General features: G+C 41.1%; 20 protein-coding genes. 3 read left to right on the plus strand and 17 right to left on the minus strand.

Going from position 1 to position 20,369, the window contains the following annotated elements; genetic code table 11:
• Positions 1-110 precede the first annotated feature (110 nt).
• From AB5I83_RS22685 to AB5I83_RS22760, 16 genes are all read right to left on the minus strand, one after another.
• Positions 111-530, minus strand: coding sequence for a VOC family protein (locus tag AB5I83_RS22685; protein ID WP_167834061.1), 420 nt, complete (start codon positions 528-530; stop codon positions 111-113).
• Positions 531-940: 410 nt separating this feature from the next.
• Positions 941-1,120, minus strand: a complete 180-nt coding sequence (locus AB5I83_RS22690; RefSeq protein ID WP_448978699.1) for a hypothetical protein — start codon at positions 1,118-1,120, stop codon at positions 941-943.
• A 146-nt stretch (positions 1,121-1,266) separates the two neighbouring features.
• A complete protein-coding gene (locus AB5I83_RS22695) occupies positions 1,267-1,800 on the minus strand; it encodes a hypothetical protein (RefSeq protein WP_448978701.1) in 534 nt (177 codons plus the stop codon).
• Between the two features lie 141 nt (positions 1,801-1,941).
• Entirely contained in the window at positions 1,942-2,322 is a 381-nt protein-coding gene (locus AB5I83_RS22700; protein ID WP_448978703.1) for a nuclear transport factor 2 family protein, read from the minus strand.
• 186 nt (positions 2,323-2,508) lie between these two features.
• Positions 2,509-3,450 carry an anti sigma factor C-terminal domain-containing protein gene (locus AB5I83_RS22705; RefSeq protein ID WP_448978705.1) on the minus strand — a complete coding sequence of 314 codons (942 nt, stop codon included), beginning with the start codon at positions 3,448-3,450 and terminating at the stop codon, positions 2,509-2,511.
• A complete protein-coding gene (locus AB5I83_RS22710) occupies positions 3,443-3,949 on the minus strand; it encodes an RNA polymerase sigma factor (RefSeq protein WP_448978707.1) in 507 nt (168 codons plus the stop codon). The genes AB5I83_RS22705 and AB5I83_RS22710 overlap by 8 nt, the downstream gene beginning before the upstream one ends.
• Before the next feature lie 366 nt (positions 3,950-4,315).
• The gene (locus tag AB5I83_RS22715) at positions 4,316-4,546 is read right to left on the minus strand and encodes a hypothetical protein (RefSeq protein ID WP_448978709.1); all 231 of its coding nucleotides are present in this window, start codon (positions 4,544-4,546) and stop codon (positions 4,316-4,318) included.
• Between the two features lie 348 nt (positions 4,547-4,894).
• Positions 4,895-5,440, minus strand: a complete 546-nt coding sequence (locus AB5I83_RS22720) for a class F sortase (RefSeq protein ID WP_448978711.1) — start codon at positions 5,438-5,440, stop codon at positions 4,895-4,897.
• A 37-nt stretch (positions 5,441-5,477) separates the two neighbouring features.
• On the minus strand, positions 5,478-6,284 hold the full coding sequence (locus tag AB5I83_RS22725) for a DUF4397 domain-containing protein (protein ID WP_448978713.1): 807 nt from the start codon (positions 6,282-6,284) through the stop codon (positions 5,478-5,480).
• Between the two features lie 187 nt (positions 6,285-6,471).
• The gene (gene hmpA, locus AB5I83_RS22730) at positions 6,472-7,686 is read right to left on the minus strand and encodes an NO-inducible flavohemoprotein (protein ID WP_448978715.1); all 1,215 of its coding nucleotides are present in this window, start codon (positions 7,684-7,686) and stop codon (positions 6,472-6,474) included.
• Between the two features lie 400 nt (positions 7,687-8,086).
• A complete protein-coding gene (gene menC, locus AB5I83_RS22735) occupies positions 8,087-9,193 on the minus strand; it encodes an o-succinylbenzoate synthase (protein ID WP_448978717.1) in 1,107 nt (368 codons plus the stop codon).
• On the minus strand, positions 9,183-10,673 hold the full coding sequence (locus AB5I83_RS22740; protein WP_448978719.1) for an o-succinylbenzoate--CoA ligase: 1,491 nt from the start codon (positions 10,671-10,673) through the stop codon (positions 9,183-9,185). The genes menC and AB5I83_RS22740 overlap by 11 nt, the downstream gene beginning before the upstream one ends.
• A gap of 70 nt (positions 10,674-10,743) precedes the next feature.
• Positions 10,744-11,562, minus strand: coding sequence for a 1,4-dihydroxy-2-naphthoyl-CoA synthase (gene menB / locus AB5I83_RS22745; RefSeq protein ID WP_192473565.1), 819 nt, complete (start codon positions 11,560-11,562; stop codon positions 10,744-10,746).
• Positions 11,563-11,577: 15 nt separating this feature from the next.
• Entirely contained in the window at positions 11,578-12,387 is an 810-nt protein-coding gene (gene menH, locus AB5I83_RS22750; protein ID WP_448978721.1) for a 2-succinyl-6-hydroxy-2,4-cyclohexadiene-1-carboxylate synthase, read from the minus strand.
• Complete coding sequence (menD, locus tag AB5I83_RS22755; protein ID WP_448978723.1) at positions 12,384-14,135, minus strand: 2-succinyl-5-enolpyruvyl-6-hydroxy-3-cyclohexene-1-carboxylic-acid synthase; 1,752 nt, start codon at positions 14,133-14,135, stop codon at positions 12,384-12,386. Before menD ends, menH begins: the two co-directional genes overlap by 4 nt.
• A complete protein-coding gene (locus AB5I83_RS22760) occupies positions 14,132-15,538 on the minus strand; it encodes an isochorismate synthase (RefSeq protein ID WP_448978725.1) in 1,407 nt (468 codons plus the stop codon). The genes menD and AB5I83_RS22760 overlap by 4 nt, the downstream gene beginning before the upstream one ends.
• A 330-nt stretch (positions 15,539-15,868) precedes the next feature.
• Between AB5I83_RS22760 and AB5I83_RS22765 the strand changes: the two genes are divergently transcribed.
• Complete coding sequence (locus tag AB5I83_RS22765) at positions 15,869-16,801, plus strand: 1,4-dihydroxy-2-naphthoate polyprenyltransferase (RefSeq protein WP_167834366.1); 933 nt, start codon at positions 15,869-15,871, stop codon at positions 16,799-16,801.
• A gap of 106 nt (positions 16,802-16,907) precedes the next feature.
• On the plus strand, positions 16,908-17,675 hold the full coding sequence (locus AB5I83_RS22770; RefSeq protein ID WP_448978727.1) for a TraR/DksA C4-type zinc finger protein: 768 nt from the start codon (positions 16,908-16,910) through the stop codon (positions 17,673-17,675).
• 464 nt (positions 17,676-18,139) lie between these two features.
• Here the strand turns inward: AB5I83_RS22770 and AB5I83_RS22775 are convergent, their stop codons facing one another.
• The gene (locus tag AB5I83_RS22775; RefSeq protein ID WP_448978728.1) at positions 18,140-19,039 is read right to left on the minus strand and encodes a cupin domain-containing protein; all 900 of its coding nucleotides are present in this window, start codon (positions 19,037-19,039) and stop codon (positions 18,140-18,142) included.
• Between the two features lie 132 nt (positions 19,040-19,171).
• Between AB5I83_RS22775 and AB5I83_RS22780 the strand changes: the two genes are divergently transcribed.
• Positions 19,172-20,044, plus strand: coding sequence for an EamA family transporter (locus AB5I83_RS22780; RefSeq protein ID WP_448978730.1), 873 nt, complete (start codon positions 19,172-19,174; stop codon positions 20,042-20,044).
• The last annotated feature ends 325 nt before the right edge of the window (positions 20,045-20,369 follow it).

A 20,369-nucleotide genomic window follows, 5' to 3' on the forward strand; every position in this document is an offset into this window, starting at 1 on the left:
TTAGCACAAAAGAAAATGAGCTGTTGATACAACCCACCTATAATAAAAAAATAGAATCATTTAACCATGAATTTTATCATTTATAGGGTTTTATTCACTCATTTAAAAAATCAACTTTTGTTGGGATAATCACAATACTCAATAATTGTTCCTTCTGTATCTGCTGGGTTTAGATAAATTAATCTTCTCCCGTGTTTGTTTATTCTTAAAGTACCTTCTAATGTACGAATACCTTGTTTGTTAAGTTCTTCTAATGCAATCTCAAGATTGTCAACCCGATAAGCAATATGATGCACACCTTTACCCTTTTGTTTAATGAACCGTGCAATGGGTGATGTGACATTATTTGTTGGAGACAGTAACTCAATTCTATCTTCATTGATTTCTATAACAGCGATTTCACTTTCAACACCTTTATCCTCGCTTTTATAACGTTCTATCAACTTCCCTCCTAACACATTTATATAAAGATTAATGCTGGCGTTCAAATTACGTACAGCGATTCCTATATGGTCTATTTTTTTATCCACTTTTTAACACCTTTCCATCCGATTACATAGCTTTCATCATCGTGTCAACAAAAAAGGGCAAATATCAAGCATTAACTTGTTGATCTATTTCTTAATTCGCTTTTCAATGTTCAAATTAAAACCCCTTTTAGTCTAAATGCTTATTGTACTAAACTGCCTCGTTTGTTCAATAAGGAATTCAACAGAAAAGGCGGTTAATCCTTCCTGGATCAACGCACCCAATAGTTCAATAACATTTAATTGAAATTAAATAAGTTATAAACTACCACTTTTTCAACTATATTCTCATTATCAGCATTTGTGTTATACCAAACCCTTACTTTCTGACCAGGTGTTAAGTCTTCAATGTTGTTTACAAAGAGAGCTTTGAGACCAAACCCTGATATTTTAGTTTCATCTGTAACTTTTACTTATGAAAGCATATAAGATGCATCTGGTTCAACTTTAAGAACCGATAGCACTAACGTATTTCCATTAACGTCGGCTATTTTTTTCTTTTCATCAAAATTACTATATCTAATAAAATCAATAGCATACCAGGCTACAATAACTACTATAATTGTTAGAGTTATCACTTTAAGTAATTTCACATTATCCCCCCTTGTTTTCAATTTAAAAGGAATATCCTTGTTGAACATTCCTGCATCGTTTGTTCAATAAGGATTTCAACAAGGTAATCCTTATTAGATCAACACACCCGTACTTTAAGTATATTTATCTACAAAGCTTTTACATTTTATTGATTAAGTTCATCAATCGATTTGAATATTCTTGAATATACTTCTTTTATGTGTTCATCTGTTTTTTTATCATTATACAAACCGTATTTCCAACTTTTTAACGAATCATCTTCTTTTAATGTAAGAACCCCAACAGCATAGCTTTGACCAGCAGTCCAATTCCAAGACTCATTATATTCTGTTTCTTTTACGGTAAAAGGGATATGATTATTAGCTGATATAAAAAAGAATGGAATTGTTGAATTTAGGTAAACGTCTGCATATTGGCTTTCAGCAGCCTCCAAAAGATTATTTTCCCTGATAACTACTGCGTCATAAGACTTCAGTTCTTCACTTGCCATTTCATCAAATGTGATCTCTGTAAATATCACTTGTTCTTCATTTACTTCCGGTGGTTCTCCAACCACCGCTATTTCTAAAGGTTTTCCTTCATACAACTCAAAATCAGGACTTTGAGAACAAGCAGTTAGAGCGAATAATAGTATTAGCAATATAAAAGATAAATAGTTTTTACCTTTTGTTCTATACATATGCAATCCCCCTTACATACCAAATTATACCATAAATTCCCATATTTTCCATTGAAGTAATCTGCTTCGTTTCTTTAATAAGGAATTCAACAATAGGTGCTTTACCCCTTCTTGGATTAAAGCACCCGTAATACAATATTTTCATTTGCTGCCTTTAAGAACATCGTTTAATTCTAATGGGGAAATTGTACCTTGGTGGAAGTATAATTGCCATCTACCATCAATTAGTTTCCAAATAGAACTGCGAAGTGTATTCCGATTTCTTGTTTTATCAACTACAAAATAAGTAGATAAAACTATTTCTGAAGATAAGGGATATATCTTGTGATTATGTAGTGACATATCAGTTAGAACAACTCCAGATTCGAGACATTCCTTTTTATCAAACATATAACCAGAACTACCTATTTCAAAGAAATCATCTGCAAGTATTTTATCTAGTTCTTCACGACTTTTACGAACTTCAAGTCCTGTATGCTTTTCTTCCAATTCTTTTATAAGTTCCTTTAAGTTCACATCCATAACTCCAACTCCTATATTTTTTCACTTTAATTTCTACAGGCATCTTCAACTATCCTGCGTCTATAGTTGAATAAACACAAGTGCTGCCTTAGCACTACCTACTTAACACTTGCACTCTTTACTTCAATTAGGAGAGGCATTACGGTTTTTGTGGCAATGCCATATACTTAAACACTATTGTATGCATTAATAATTATCAATGACGCCTCCGAGTGAAGAAGCTTTAATGATTGGGTTATTCATGATTTCAACGATTTCATCCTTCGTCCCATAAACAACTACGCCTAATAATTCTACATCGTCTATGTTAATACCATTAATAGCGTTATAGGCTTTTTTATGTTCACTGAAATTACTTGTTTTTAGCAGCTTTAAGAACTCATTATATTCATATTCGATATCTGTTGTAGACGTATATGAGTCTCTTATAGAAAAACCTAATGCTTCATTCTCCCTAATAAACGTTGCAGACCAATCGTATTCCTTTGCCTCTTGTTGAAACGTGTTTAAGTGGTTATTGCTATAGGTATTTAGCCAAAACCAAGTCATTTCGGGAAGTTGCTGGATTGGCAGTTCACTTAGCTTATATGGCTGATCAAAGGAAAGAGCTACCTCGTATATTTTTTCTCCTTCCAAATTCTTAATCAGTACTTCATCATTTTTATATTTTTTATATTCAACCTCTGGATGAAAAAACAGCATTTCTCTCCACCCATTTTCTTTATAGGGAATTTGCCAAAATTCTCCTGTAACTCCAATGCTGCCACCTGACCCTCTTGAAACCAATACTGATGGATTTAGTCCGAATTGATATTGTTTTTGTTCAACAACAATCGATTTAATTTTCATGTCCTTTGAGATTTTATAATGGCTCATTCCTCCTAAAATACCTTTTGAATCCACTGTTTCACTGATATAACCATTCGGGGTGGTGAGCCGTACATAAGCATCCCATTGCTTAAATGCCTTTTGGCTAAAGTAAGCTGAAACAGCGAAATTGGCTATGTTTAGAATAATGAACACGATGATAGAAACCAAAACAATCGTTATCAACGACTTCCTTTTTCCTTTTTTTACAGCCTTTTTTATCTTCTTCTCATCAAAAATATCCTCTGAGTATTCACTCATGTAGATGCCTCCAGTTCTTTTGAAATTCTTTTCTTGCCCGAAATAAATACGTCCTAATTGTTTCTTCCTTCATTCCTAGTAATAATGAAATCTCTTTATAACTAAGTTCAAATTCATATTTTAATACAAGCAGCTGTTTAAACACTTCATGAATGTGTTCTAAAGCAAATGCGATTTCATGATTCCTCTCTATATTTAAGACGCTAGTTTCGGTATCTTGGTCATTCGCAAAATTGTTCCAGAAGCGATGACCATCAATTAAAACCACTTGTTCTTTTCCTTTTTTCTTTAATAATTTTTTAAATTCATTCATAGAAATGGTGAAAATATATGAAAGAGCTTTATCCGAAGGAACACCACTACTATAAGCGATATATTTCATATAGCTTTCTTGAACAATATCTTCTGCATCTTCATGGCTACAACCGTTCTTTTTCAAATAAAAATAAATCATTTTTGCTTGTTTTTTGTATATTTCCAACAGTAGTTGAGAATCCATAGCTCCCCCTTCTAACGTCCTTCATTAATAGAGAGTTCTTTTTCGTAAAAAAGTGTACAGCAAAATTGAAAATATTTTAACAGGAAATGTAAATCTAAGAATAAAGTACCTTTTAGATTTATGTAATAAATAATAATTCAGTTCAGTATAATTTTTTTGCTTATGTTAAAGTTTAACGTTGCTATTTAGTTAAAAAAATAAAGCTTCCAACTTTGTGGAAGCTTCATTTTGTGGCCTGTTCAACTATTAGCTTGTTAAGAATATGGGATTTCAAAAAAGCAGATAACCTTCCTGGACCACCTCACCTGTTACTTAGGGTATTTCACAATGCTTTATTTCCAGCATCTTTAAAGTTTAAGTGATTAGTTATCCATAGTAATTATGAAACGACCAAACAATAAGGCTGATACTCACTAGTCCCCAAGTCACGGTACTCACAATCCAATAAACTATGGATTTAGTTTTTATTGAGCTTTCTTTGCTTCCCATATTTCCTTTTATAAAAGCGAGCTTACTCTCCATAGCTTTTTTCTTAGAACCGAGAACAAAAAATCCTATTATAATAAAAGCTACAGTTAGCCAAGGTATTAAGTCCACCTTTTTATGCCCTCCTCATTTTGTGAATAGCATTCATTACAATCTTCCATTAAATTAGCATCCTGGGTAGAAGAACAAAATCAAAAAAACTACCTTGATGTTTATTTTAACATAAAATCCCATATTTTTTCGAGTGACTATCTAATCACTAGAGTTGACTTCCGAGCGGGGAAATAAATAATACACCAAACGTGGCGATTGAATTCTAGAATCAAAATGCAGGTGTCACTATGTAATGGAATTAAAACTGGTACAATAGAAAAAACGGCGTGGACAATTTCCACGCCATTTTCTTTTACTGTATGCAGCTTAAAGCGTAATGGTTATAAAAATAGACTAGCTGGCTCCTTACTGCTGGATGGCTGTCACGACTAATCGCTCTTCGTGATTTTTGGTGAGCGGATTGAACCATCCTGTGCATGTGATTAATTGTAACCGTTTTTGTGAAGTAAACCCGAAAATCTCTTCGATTGGTCCGTCATCATAAGGGTAGGATTCAATCTTTACGATTTTATAGCGCAAGGTTTTTTCATTGTTTGACAAAGTCACTTCATCATCAAGAGCGACATCCTCCAGATCGAAAAAGACACCTTTTCCAAGATAATTATCGACATGCCCGGCTAAGACGACATTTCCATTTTTCCCTGGCCTGGCGCCTTTCGTGTACCATCCAATTTCCATCACATCTTCCGGGACTTCCATTGCTCCATCCTCTTGCAGCCCAACTGGTATAATGTCAGCATCAAGCCCGATTGATGAAATGGTTAGGTTTAAAGGAACCATGCCTTTTTCGTGTGTGACCTTTTTGGCGGAGGGCATCGAAGTTGAAGCTGGTGAATTAACAACGGATTCTGCCTTCGCTTCTTCGATGGCCACAATCGGCTCTGAGTTCATAGGTTGACAGCCTGCAAGAATGACAATTAGTAAAAGATTAAGCTTGAAATGCATTTTTTCTTTTATAGAAAAAGAAACTCACTGCACCGATCAGCACTACAAATGGCAGCATGCTCATCATCAGACCTGTTACTCCGCCTTTACCTGTGTCAGGCATTTCTTTAGGCATCACAGATGTCGATGGATCTGCCAATACAATGGCATCAAGTGCAGGCTCCCCGCTGGCAAGACCAACAGCAAGCACAGTATAGATCATATCTGCTTTAAGCTCAGTTCCTGGTAAAGACAACACCACATCCTGCGTACCAGCTGCCCTGACTTCTAAATCCAATGTTGCCGGATCAACTTCCAAGTAGTCCGTTACACCCTTGAATGGCGCATTTGGAAAAAGAACATCTCCACCAGTCACTGCTACATCAACAGCTGGAGCGTCTGGAGAAAAATGGCCGACCCGAACCTTTGTCTTGCCTTTTGCTGTCATCATGTCATCATTCATGACGGCTACTTCCAAAGCCTCCAGTTTGTTGATCGCCAGAACGGTATATGCCTTATCAGCTTCAACAGATAATTGGGTAGTCAATACAGGCTTACCATCAGCTACTGTACCCGCAGCAAAAATACTTACTTCATGATCGCCCGATGGTACCATCAAGTAATCTGTTACAGCTTTAAATTCAGCATTTTCGACTACTACATTACCATCAACTGTGATATCGACTGCTGGCGCATCAGGGGAAGCATGAACAATGCGTACTTTCGCCTCGTCATGATTATCAGCTAGAACAGACCCTCCAAACATGGCAAAAATCATCGTAAAAATCAGCAAAAACGAAAACTTCTTCATCTCCATCTCTCCTTTGTTTAGTTAATGTATAACTTATCAGCTGATTATGTATAAAATCAGATTAATAAGTTATACAATACTTATACAAATTTTGTGTAAGTTTTGTCAATTGATAAAGCTTTCGAATGTGCTGAGTGGGAAATGGATGAAAAAAGCACCCTTCAATGATGAAGGGTGCCCATTGTGATTACGCCTCTAGACTTGCCATTGGTCCGAAGAATTCGAAGTGAATTCTGTCTTCTGTGACGCCCAGGTCTTTTAATGCAGTGTTGATTGCTTTCATGAAGGACACTGGTCCGCAGAAGTAGAAATCAGCTTGTTCAAGATTTACGTTCTCTTTTAACCATTCTTTTGTTACGTAACCCTCAACGTCAAAGCTGTTGTTCTCGCGGTCTTCTTCAGTTGGCTGGTCGTAGAATACAACTGAGTTTACCTTTGCTTTTGCAGCAGTTGATGCGACTTCCTCTTTAAGAGCATGGACTTTGCCGTTCTGCGCTGCATGGATGAAGGTAACTTCTTTTTCCGGCTGCAGTTCCGCTACTGTGTTCAGCATGCTGACCATTGGGGTCAGGCCAACTCCGCCGCTAAGCAGGACAACTGGAGTATTTTTTTCTGTATCAAGGAAGAAGTCTCCTGCAGGTGCGCTGATTTGTAACACTTCTCCTTCCTCCACAGTATTATGAAGGTAATTGGATACCTTTCCATCCGGAGTTTCCATGCCAGCTTCCTTTTTAACGCTGATGCGGTAATAATCTTTTCCAGGAGCATCTGACAGGCTGTACTGGCGGATATGCGTGAATTCTTCGCCTTCGATTTCAAGCTTGATGCTGATATACTGACCTGGCTTGAATGAAGCAATTGCCTTTCTATCCACAGGCTTCAGGTAAAAAGAAGTGATGACTTCACTTTCCTCCACCTTTTTATCCACAATAAATGGACGGAATCCATCCCAGCCGCCGCTTTGGTTAGCAGCTGCATCATACATTTCGGCTTCTACAGAAATGAACGCGTCGGCAATCACTCCATATGCCTCTGCCCAAGCATTGATGATCTCATCTGTTGCCGCATCCCCAAGAACTTCTTTGATTGCAATCAGTAAATGTTTTCCAACAATCGGATAATGCTCAGGAAGGATGCCAAGACTGCGGTGCTTATGGGCGATTTGGTTTACAACCGGCAAAATTGCTTCCAGATTATCGATATATTTAGCAGCGGCATAGACAGTTCCAGCTAGCGCTCTTTGTTGTCGGCCCTGCTTTTGGTTCGCATGGTTAAAAATATTCAACAGCTCTGGATGATTTTCAAACATTGTTTTATAGAATACTGTCGTGATTTGTTCACCGTGAACTTCCAATACCGGTACTGTGGATTTGATGATTTCAATCGTTTTTTGGTCTAGCATAATATACACTCCCCTATGTTTTTATATCTTCTCGTTGAGGTTTGTTCGTTTACCTCATTCCCATAGTGATTATAATAAATTATTTAGGCGGGCTAAGTGATTCAAATCACACTATCTTAAAATAGTGCTTTCGTATCGATTTTTTTATTAGAAAATACTTCTTTCCAAGCGGATTTCATAATAAAAATGAACCAAATCAGGAAGATATGACTGTTTTACAAATAACATCTGTATGGAAAAAGGTATGACAATAATTTTTATAGCGAGATTTTCATTTTTATAGTGGAAGTTCAATTTATATAGCGACTTTTTCATTTTTATAGCGAATTGGAAATTATCGCTGATTTTTTCCAGTTCCCCAAAAATAAAAGCACTGCCTAAGCAGTGCTTTTCCGCATTCCTAAAACTCAAAACGTTCTTCAAAAATAGTAACTTCTTTCAACCGTTTCCTGTTCAGTTCAAAGCCGATACCTGGTTTCTCAGGCAATTTGATCATTCCGTTTTCGACTTTGATTTCCGGCTCGATGATATCTTGCTCCCAATAGCGGTCTGAGCCGGATATATCGCCTGGTATTGTGAACCCTGGAAGCGATGCAAGAGCGATATTGTGCGCTCTGGAAATTCCAAACTCAATCATCCCGCCTGCCCAGACCGGAATCCCTTCAGAAACACAATAATCATGGATTCGTTTTGCTTCTCCAAGTCCGCCGACCCGGCCGATTTTAATATTGATGACCCCACAACTGCCTAACTCGACTGCTTTCCTTGCGTCATCAAAAGTAACGATGCTTTCATCGAGGCAAATTGGTGTCTCGATTTGCTTCTGCAGCCTGGCATGGTCAACAATGTCATCAAACCCAAGCGGCTGCTCGATCATCAGCAAACCAAACTCATCCAGTGCCTTTAAGCGGTCAACATCTCCCAAGGAATAGGCCGAATTAGCATCCGCCATCAACGGTAAATCAGGAAATTGTTTACGAATTTTTGATATATAGTGATAATCATCTTCCGGACTGATTTTTACCTTAACACGCTTGAATCCCTGCTTAAGATAGCCTTCTATTTGTTTCAGCGCCTCAGGCAAATTCGGATTGCCTACCACAACTCCGGCAGGGATGGCTTCCATGGTTCCGCCAATCAGCTTGGATAACGGGATGCCCTCTTTCTTCGCCTGTAAATCCCAAAGTGCTGTTTCCAGCCCTGCCTTTGCCATATGGTTTCGACGCACGGAACTGAACAGGTCGAAAGCTTGGTCAGGGTGGTTGATTCCCTTCTTTTTTAAAAGGGGAATGAGAAAGTCCCTAATCATATGATAAGAAGTTTGGAAGGTTTCCTCTGTATACCATGGAGATGAAAAAGCCACACCTTCCCCATAACCGATCAAATCATTGCGGTCTTCAACCTCAACAATGATTGCTTCTCTCTCCTTAACTGAACCCAAATGGGTGGTGAAAGGCTGCTTCAATGGCATTTTAATAATGGATAAAGTAACAGCTTTAATGTCCAACGCCATCACCCTTCGTTTCCAGCCACTCGCGCAGCTTTCGCCTTAATAATTTCTTCGCGGCATTTCTTGGCAGGCTCTCTACAAAGTGGATTTGTTTCGGAAGCTTGTATTTTGCGAGTTTCCGTTCACAGAGGTCCAGCAAGCTTTTTTCACTGACTTCCGGTTCACTTTTTACAATAAAAGCTACTGGCACCTGGCCCCATTGCTCATCTTGTGCCCCGATCACACCGGCATCAGCAACACCGGGATGGGAAAGCAGGATGCCTTCGATTTCAGCGGGATAGATATTTTCACCGCCTGAAATGATTAAATCTGAACGGCGGTCAAGAACATAAAGAAAACCATCGTCGTCAATATAGCCGATATCACCGGTATGAAGCCATCTTTCACGGATCTTATCAGCAGTTTCATCGGGGCGATTCAAGTACCCGATCGTCACGTTCGGCCCTTTGACTATAATCTCTCCCTCAGCTCCTGAAGGTACATCCTGACCAACTCCATCGACAATCCGAATCTGGTTAGGGAACAGCGCTTTACCAGCAGAACCAAGTCGTTCAATGCTGTATTCAGGAGATAGTGTGGCAAACTGCGATGAAGTTTCGGTCATGCCATAGGTCTGGAATACAGGGATCTCTTTTTCAAGACAAGACTCCAGCAGCGGTAATGGCGCAGGGCCGCCTCCTAACAGCATGCAGCGGAAGGCATCCGGCAATCGTTCCTCTCCCAGTTCATCAAGGATTCTTCTCAGCATCGTACTGACAACCGACATGATGGTTATATTGTATCGCTGTATATCCTCGATTACCTTTTTTTCGTCAAAAGAGGAATGTAAAACTATTGGCATTCCGTATATCTGGCTCCTCATCAGGATCGAGTAGCCGCTGATATGGAAGATCGGGACTGTACAAAGCCACTTATCCTGCTCATGCAGACCGAGATTGAGTGCTGATGCATTCGCGCTCCACCAATGGTTGCCATATGTTTGCATGACACCTTTCGGATTGCCGGTCGTTCCTGATGTATACATGATCGTCGTGACACTGTTCATGTCGTATTCCTCAAGGATGAAGGAATCGCTATCATCTAATTGTTTCAGGTTAGAAATACTGACGAATTTAATTCCTGAGCTTATTGAATTTACTTTTTCATCAAAACTCGATTCATATAACAGCACTTCTGCATCACAATCACCCAACTGCCATGAAAGCTCCTCTGCTGTCAGTCGATTATTCAAAATAACAGCCTTGATTCCAGCCATCTGCAAAGCATATAAAATAAACACAGAATCCGCTTGATTAGAAAACAGCACAACTGCGGTGGCCCCGCTATGTAAACCCAGTATCCTAAGCTTTCCAGTGTAAGCTTTTGCTTCTTCAAACACATCCGAAAACGTATATGTGCGCTCCTCAAAGATCAGTGCTTCACGATGGGGAGACAATTCTGCCCGCTTTTTCAGCCAGTTAGGCATGGTTTCAGTCATGGATGTCACCTCTTCTCTACATACTAAAACAGCTTGATGGAAGTCCATCAAGCTGTGTGTAAACTATAAATCAAGGGAAACGTGGGAACTGACCGAAGTCTGGCTTGCGTTTTTCCTTGAATGCGTCGCGGCCTTCTTTTGCTTCTTCTGTTGTGTAGTAAAGCAATGTTGCATCTCCTGCCATTTGCTGAAGTCCAGCAAGTCCATCAGTATCTGCGTTCATTGCAGCTTTCAGGAAGCGAAGCGCAGTTGGGCTCTTCTCAAGGATTTCCTCACACCACTTGAGTGTTTCCTCTTCAACCTGATCAAGAGGTACAACTGTGTTGACAAGACCCATATCCAAAGCTTCCTGGGCATTGTACTGTCGGCATAAGAACCAGATTTCACGAGCCTTTTTATGGCCAACGATTCTTGCCAGGTAGCCTGAACCGTAACCAGCGTCAAAGCTTCCTACTTTAGGGCCTGTCTGGCCGAAGATTGCATTATCTGCTGCGATTGTCAGGTCACATACAACATGAAGCACGTGGCCTCCGCCGATTGCATACCCTTTTACCTGAGCGATAACTGGTTTAGGAATTACACGGATCAAACGCTGAAGGTCAAGGACATTCAAACGAGGGATCTCGTCTTCCCCAACATATCCGCCATGTCCGCGGACTTTCTGGTCTCCTCCGGAGCAGAAAGCATCGTCTCCAGCACCAGTGAGGACGATAACGCCAACACTTGAATCATCACGAGCATAAGCAAATGCGTCGATCATTTCCATAACCGTTTTAGGACGGAAAGCGTTGCGCACTTCCGGGCGGTTAATGGTAATTCTGGCAATGCCATTATATGTTTCATACAGAATATCTTCATACTTGCGTTCTGAAACCCATTCAACTGTCATCAAGACAACCTCCTATTATGTATTCGACAAAAACTCACTTACTATTGTACCAAATTTTTCACGTTCTTCCACATGAATTGCATGGCCGCAGCCATTTATCGTCAAATGTGTCGGATTTCGGAGTCTGGAAAGCATTTCTGTGGCTATTATACAGAATTTCTCATCAAGCTCGCCAGTAATAAGAAGTGTCTCAAACTCAAAATCTTCCAGCTTGTCCCACCATGATGGCTGGGCTCCTGTCCCCATTCCCCTCAGGCTGTTGGCCAATCCGACGGGGTCATTTCTCAGCCTTTGACTTCTTATTTGTTCCCTTACTTCTGCCGGAAGATTCAATTGTGACTGAAATAGTGGGATCGATTCCCAAAAATCAATGAATCTCTCAAGGCCTTCATTCTCGATTTTATCTGCCAGCTTGTGGTCCTGTTGAATTCTTGCTTCACGATCCTCATAATTGACCATACCTGGAGTCGTGCTTTCAAGCACCAGCTTCCTTACTCTCTCCGGAAACAGACTCGCAAAGGTGATCGCCGTCCTGCCGCCCATTGAGTATCCTAGGAAGTCAGCTTTTTCAATACCCAGCTGGTCAAGCAGCTCCTTCAAATCCATAGCGGCCTTCTTGATGTCATATCGCGCCATATCGCCTGGCGATTCGGTCTCCCCATGTCCAATGAGGTCGACCATCAGCAGCGTTGAATGTTGTCCCCATATAGGACAAAACGGCTTCCAAGTAGAAGCCGCCCCTGTAAAACCATGAAGCAGCACAAGAGGAAAACCATCTCCGCACTGCTCGACATTATATCGTACGCCATTGATCATGGTCTTCATTTTGTGTCACCTTTTAGCATTGCAGTTATTTCCCGGGAAACAGAATTCCACAAATCTCGATGTTCCTTTAGGTTGGAATCCCTTGTTGTCCTGATTTCCATCACTTTTAAGCCGCCAATCTCTTGGTTTTTAGCAAAAGTGTCTGAAAAGTGCTCCCAATCTTGTATTAAATCATATTTCCCGTTGTACATTTCGACAACATGGCTGAAATCCAGGTCCAATGGAGTACCGAAAAGCTTTTCAAAATGCTTCGGTTCCTTTGCCTGAGGCAGGAATGAAAAGATTCCCCCGCCATTATTGTTGATCAGCAAGATATTGATATTGATATTATATAATTTCGAAGCCAATAAACCGTTCAGATCATGGTAGAATGTCAAATCGCCCAATACAAGGTAGCATGGCTGCGATACGCTGGCTACTCCCAGTGCAGTAGAGACAATCCCGTCTATCCCATTCGCTCCCCTGTTTGCCATCACTTTGATGTTCTTTTTATTCAATAGGAAGAATGAATCAAGGTCCCTGATTGGCATGCTGTTGCCGACGAATAATGTTGAGTCTTCTGGAAGCATTTCAGTCAGCTTTTGGAATAGTTTTCCTTCGCTTAGCTCCTCAACCTCGGAAATAGCCGACAATTGTTCTTTGGCTAGTTGATTTACAGTAAGCCACTTATTCAGGTATTCAGAATTGTCCTTTGATGAAGTGGTCTCGCCAATTCTTTTACAGAACAACGCCTCGTCGCAATAGAGCATATCAGAAGCTGACATCGTAGGCTCACGCCAGCCTGCCCCGCTATCGACCACAAATTGGCGGGCATTTCGGTTTTCTTTTATAAAAATAGTCAGAGCTTTAGAGATTGGCATCGCTCCGAAACGGATCATCACATCAGGCTTCAATGCTTTCTTCGCTTCTTCATTCCTTAAAAATGCATCATAGGCATCAATGATATGTTTTCCATCATGCTCTCCGCTTCGCAATTGTGACAGGGGATCAGCGATGATTGGAAATTGTAATCTGTCAGCAAGGGCAATGACTTCGTCTGTGAAGTCACTGTTGTCGAGCTGACCGCAGACAATGATCCCATTCTTATAGGAAGCGATATCTTTACTGATCGCCGCAAATGTTTGATCAGATAAACTCAGATGGCCTGTATCGATTTCAACATAACCGCCAGCGCGTTCAGGCAGCTCGAACAGGTTTTCATCCATTTTCGGAATCAACGGTTCCCTGAATGGGAAATTCAAATGGACTGGCCCCTGAGGATAGCTTGCCGCTGTTGCCGATGCCCTTCCGCAAACTGTCCGGGCGTAGCGGATCATATCCTCCGTTTTTTCCGGTGGCGCCATTTCGACAAACCATTTTACATTTTTCCCATACAGATGAATCTGGTCAATCGCCTGAGGCGCGCCGACATCTCGCAATTCATGCGGACGGTCAGCTGTCAGGACAATGAGCGGAATCCTTGAAATACTAGCTTCAATCACCGCTGGATAATAGTTCGCCGCAGCAGTACCTGATGTGCATAACAAAGCAACTGGCTTTTGAGTGGCCTTCGCAACTCCAAGCGCAAAAAATGAGGCAGATCGCTCATCAACCTGGATATGAATGCGCAAGTTCGGGTGTTCAGCCATAACCAGTGCCATGGGCGTCGACCTCGAGCCTGGACTAATGACTACATCCTTAACACCTGTTTTCGATAATTCCGCAACGAATGCTGCGATATAAGCTGTTAAACCTTCCTGGTGGCTCATTTATTCTTTCCTCCAAGTGCTGTAAGCATCGGCTTGAACTTGATGCTAGTCTCTTTATATTCGCTTTCGGCATTCGAATCTGCCACGATGCCGCAGCCGGCAAATAGTGATGCCTCATTTCCCTGAATCAACCCTGAGCGGATTGCTACGGCAAACTCACCATTCCCCTGATAATCCATCCAGCCAACAGGTGCCGCATATAGGCCTCTGTCCAACTGTTCAATTTCCCTGATTTTCTCAATTGCCGCCTGCTTTGGAAGCCCGCCCAATGCAGGAGTCGGATGAAGTCTTTCCACTAAATGAAGAAGCGAGGTTCCTTCCCGATTTTTACCGATTACAGGGGTATACAAATGTTGAATGTACTTCATTTTCATTAAAACAGGCTGTTCAGGAAGAATCACCTGATCACAGGTTTCTTCCATTGCTCCCCTGATCATATCCACCACATATTGATGCTCAATCAGGTTTTTCTGGTCTGTTAAAAGTTCCTTGCCGAGCTTGTCATCTTCTTCAGATGTGCTGCCCCTGGCGATCGATCCTGCCAAGCACGCTGAAAACAGGCTTGCCCCATCTTTCTTGACCAGCCTTTCAGGAGAAGCCCCGGTAAAACAATCACCATTTGACTCGAAGGCAAATGTAAAGCTTTCCTGCTGATTCTCAAGAAGGTTTGAGAGGACACTTTCAGCACGAACGACATCTTTAAAATGAAGACGAAGCTCCCTCGCAAGCACGACTTTTTTCAATTCACTGCTTTCAAAACCGTTCACTGCATCCGTCACAGTCTGTTTCCATGCCTCAGGATCAATTTCGATGATTTCCTTTAGATCCAGACTGGCAAGCACTGGTTTTAGCAGTGCCTTTGAAAGCACTTCTTCCCTCTCGCTTGTGACTTTATCAAATAGTGACATATCATCATGCTGGGTGCAGACTACATTGGTAGTAAAGTATGCCTCTCCCTTGACAATCGTCAGCATATATTTTGGAATGTGGAAAAGAGCTTCCGAAAATTTCGACCATAATCCCGTCTTCTTCTTCAGCGGATCGAAAGTAAAGCCCCCAAGCATGACTGGCCCGGTTCCATTCTCCTTATATTTATTAAAAACCAGAGCAGTATCCATGAAGCGCTTCCACTCTTTTTCAACATGAAAAAAGCGGTCAGCTTCCTGATCCGACTGTATTTGTCCGCATATACCCAATCCAGATAGGAAATGTTCTCCTTCAGGATCCTTCCAGAAAAAGCGTTCTCCAAAAAACTTTTCCCTATTTGAAGCAAAAAAATAAAAAGGATCTATTCGTTCTATTTTATGGACCTCGCTGACCAAAATCGACTGAGATTGTCCTTTGGCACGCTCAATCGCATCAAGAATTCCCTGTCTAAGTTCCGTTTCCTGAATGGCAACCAAAATTATCCCCCCAATAACAGCCTCTCATCTGTTATTACACGTTTTAAAGCTTATTTTAAGATACACCTCATACACCACGATGTCAACGATGGCGGGCTTTCCTAACCTTTTATCATCCTTATTATATATTACACCCAAACAGTTGAGGCAATCTGGAAAATCCATCCTCATTATACGTGAAAATACTGATTGACAGTGCATATGTGAATATCTACACTTATAATTGTAAGGTAATTTAGCCTATATATGAAAGGTCTTTTTGACAATTTTAGTTCTTTTAGATAAAATATTAAGGTTTGATAGATTGATATAAAAGGGAGAGAATTAGTTATGCAACCACAGCTACAGCCTAGTTCTTCACCAGCAGTCAATGGCGCGAACTGGAGAGTCTGGTGGCAGCTTACACGGCCCCACACTTTGACCGCAGCATTCGCTCCTGTCCTACTGGGGACTGCTTTAGCGATAGAATTCAGCGGTGGAATCCATTGGGGAATGTTCCTCGCGATGTTAATAGCCAGTCTGTTGATACAGGCAGCAACGAATATGTTCAATGAGTATTATGATTTCAAACGCGGGCTTGATAATGAAAATTCTGTTGGGATTGGCGGGGCGATTGTCCGTCATGGCATAAAGCCTAAAACGGTTTTGAATCTTGCATTTGGTTTATATGGAATTTCAGTCCTGCTTGGCGTATATATTTGCATGAGCACCAGCTGGTGGGTCGCTGCTGTTGGCGTCGTTTCCCTCGCAGCCGGATATCTTTATACAGGCGGTCCATTGCCGATTGCTTACACACCTTTTGGCGAGCTTGTCGCTGGATTTTTCATGGGTGTACTGATCATCCTTATTTCGTTCTACATCCAGACTGGCACTGTCACTCCAACAAGTGTACTCGTTTCATTTCCTAGCTTTCTGCTAGTCGGAGCGATCCTTCTTGCGAATAATATTCGTGATTTGGATGGTGACAAGGAATTCGGACGGAAGACACTCGCAATCCTGCTCGGACGAAAAGGCGCCATCAGGCTGCTTGCAGGAATGTTCATTGTATCTTACGCCTGGGTAATCGGACTAATCATTGCAGGTGTGGTTTCACCTTGGCTGGCAATTGTCGCCCTCAGCATTCCTAAAGCTGTAAAAGCAACGAAGGGCTTCATTGGAAAATCCAATCCACTGCAAATGATGCCGGCTATGGCTAACACAGCAAAGACTAACACCATTTTCGGCTTACTTTTATCAGTGGGCATTTTCATCAGTTTGATATAGTCACACTCGAGAAGCTTCTGCCTATGGCGGAAGCTTTTTCTATGTTTCTTCCCATCACGAGCGGGTAATTAGTACGTATGACACGAATCAAAACTAAGGATGTGTAATGATGCTGACAAATGAACAGCTTACCCAATTGAAGCAAACGCTTATAGATGAAAAAGAAACGCTAAATTCGCAAATAGAAAACAATGAAGAGGAAGGTTACCTGGAGGGCAGCCAAAGGGAGGCGACCGGGGAACTTTCTTCATACGATAATCATCCGGCCGACAGCGGCACAGAACTATTTGAGCGCAGCAAAAATCTTGCGTTGGACGAGCATCATGATGACCAGATTGAAAAAGTCGATCAAGCCCTGAAGGCTATTGAAGATGGTTCGTATGGTAAATGTGCAGAATGCGGGAAAGAGATTCCTTTTGAGCGTCTCGAAATTGTTCCATATACTTTGTATTGTGTCGAGCACTCACAAGAACAAAACCTATCGAACGACCGTCCGGCGGAAGAAGATGTGCTTGAATACACTCATGACACCAACTTTGACCGCAGACAAAACGAGGAGATGGCTGATAATAGGAACAGTTTTGATGACGTCGCCGAATTCGGTACATCGGAAACTCCATCTGACCTTACCGGTGATCATGAAGATTATAATAAGCTTTATATTGATAATGAAAAAGAAAGAGGCTTCACGGAAGACTATGAATCCTTTAGTGCAACTGATATTGATGGTGATGATCGCCAAGTGTTCCAGAGTGATGCCGAGGAAGAATACGAAGAAAAGCTAGACGAAGCCGGCACCGAATCCGACCTTGGAGATATCCCTTATAAAGAGGGAGATAGTTATATTAATGATGACAAAAAGAAAAATGAATAAGAAACCAGCCTCAGTTCACTTCTGGACTGAGGCTTCGTTGTGCTGTGGGTTTTATTATTAAGCAAAGTCATATCCATTGATGATACTCAATTACAAGTAATGTAAGTTTAGTTCGCCAATATAACCAATTAGAATTAAGGATTGTTATATTATGTAAAAATAAAGTGCTAATAGAGCTGATTGATTATGCGAATAGTGAATTATTGTAAATATCGCAGACCAACAAAGTAGATTGGCTACCTCAATTTCAATTTTTTAGAAAAACAGGGCACCAATCTAGTCGAACTGAGACATGATTGGTGCTCGCTGTGAAGTTTCGCCCCTCCATTCACCGCAATAATTTCACTAAAACCCCCTCTTAAAGAATTTATTCTTTCTCGATTAGTGCTAAAAAAAATTCTCTATCCTATGCGGTAAATCAAAAAAAGATTGGAGAGGTATTTCTCCAATCGCCTTACAACTATTTACTCAGCTTCCATCGCATCTGCTTTTGTTTCGTGGACTGTTCCGAAAGGATGTTCAGGTGGAGCATAAATCACATAGACTTTCAGCTTTGAATCACCGATATTTGTCACGTTATGCCACTTTCCCTCAGGAATCAGGATTGCATAGTCATCCGAAACTGTTGCTTCAAAATCCAGGTTCTCCTTGGTGTCGCCCATTTGCACAAGTGCGTCTCCTTCTTCCACACGAATGAATTGGTCGCCTGTTTCATGGATCTCAAGACCAATGTCATCGCCAACATCGATACTCATGACCGTTACCTGAAGGTTTTTACCTGTCCAAATCGCTGTACGAAATGTTTCATTTTGCAAGGACGCTTCTTCAATATCAATCGTATATGGCTGCTTTCCATAATCCTTTAATCGAACAGGACCTTCTTGCCTTAAACAGCCAAATCTTGTTGCATGCTCGATTTCATCTGCAAAAGCCCGAAAGAAGACATTCCCTACCGGAAGATACTGAGTCAGCAAATAACTGTTGCGATATTCATGATAATCTTCCACTTCTGTTTCATATGCCTTTTTCAAGCCTTCCTGATAAGTATCGAATTCCACTTGTTCGATTTGATACTGCGGCGATTGCCCAGTAAGTGTAATAAACAGGTCCGTAAATTGCTTTAAATGGACTTGCTTATCCTCCAAAGCCTGCTGGATCGCTTTCTTATGTCTTTGATTTGGGGCAGATTGTTCCAGGCGATTGTAAAAATCAACTGCGGAAGCTTCTCCTTTTATTCCAGCAAGCAGCACTTCAAGTACTTGCTGATGGCTATTCTGACTGGACCTTGCCATAAAGTTTGGGCTATATGTTCTTGAGTTGTCATATGGATAGGAATAGGATGGAACATTATACAAATTTCTCATTCCCTTCACAGGTTTTATCAACCTATCCTATGCCTAGCATATATAAGACGTACATTGTTCGATAAATGGACAAGAATATTCCTGCTGGAGATTCCCAAACTAAGAGTATCTTATTAGAAATGGAGGTAAACGATGAGTATCATTTTAGCTTTACTGGCTGCGCTATTCGCCTCCTTTACTGCCATTCTTGCTAAAATTGGAATCGAGGATGTCGATTCGAACCTGGCAACGGCCGTCAGAACGATAGTGGTCGTCATCATGGCCTACTTAATGGTCGTTATTACCGGCCAGACAGAAAACATAATGGAAGTATCAACGAAATCATTTATCTTTCTAGTACTCTCTGGTTTGACGGCCGGTCTATCCTGGCTAGCCTTTTTTAAAGCGATCCAGATTGGGGATGTTTCCAAAGTAGTCCCGATTGATAAAGCCAGTGTAGTGTTGACGATACTGTTATCATTCTTGGTGCTTAGGGAGCCTGCGACAATGCCTGTTGTCGCTGGTGGTGTCATCATATCCATTGGGACTTTTGTGCTGATCGGAAAAGACAAAAAGAAGAAAAAGCAGAAGAAAAAGGTGTTCAACACGAGTTCATATATTTTCCTCGCCATCATGTCTGCAGTCTTCGCTGCCCTGACTAATATCCTGGCGAAAATCGGAATTGAGGATGTCGACTCAAATGTGGCCACCTTCATCCGAACAGTCGTGATCATTATTTTTGCCTGGGGAATTGTGTTTTTTCAGGGAACTGTAAAGGAACTCACTAAGATCTCGAGGAAATCCTACATCTTCCTAATCCTGTCCGGCGCCGCAACTGGTTTCTCATGGTTATGTTATTTCGCCGCCCTGGCAATCGGCAAGGTGAGCATCGTCAACCCAATTGATAAATTCAGCGTCGTCTTGACGATGATCCTAAGCTTCATCATTTTAAAAGAAAAACCAACCAAATCAACCGTCGCAGGTGCCGTACTGATTACGATTGGGACTGGGTTTTTGATATTATAGAGGGCTGTAAAGTCATGGATGCTACCTTTTGCATCGCCTGCCACATTTAGGCTTATAGAAATTTTCTATGTGACCTTTTTGGGGCTCAACGACCTCATTCGGGCTTATAGAATTCTTCTATGTGACCTTTTGGGGCTCAACGACCTCATTCGGGCTTATAGAATTCTTCTATGTGACCTTTTGGGGCTCAACGACCTCATTCGGGCTTATAGAATTCTTCTATGTGACCTTTTGGGGCTCAACGACCTCATTCGGGCTTATAGAATTCCCGTTTAATTCAATGAAAATAACAAAAGGCCAAATCGTCTTCGATTTGGCCTAAAGC

The sequence above is a fragment of the Mesobacillus sp. LC4 genome (genome assembly GCF_053543455.1).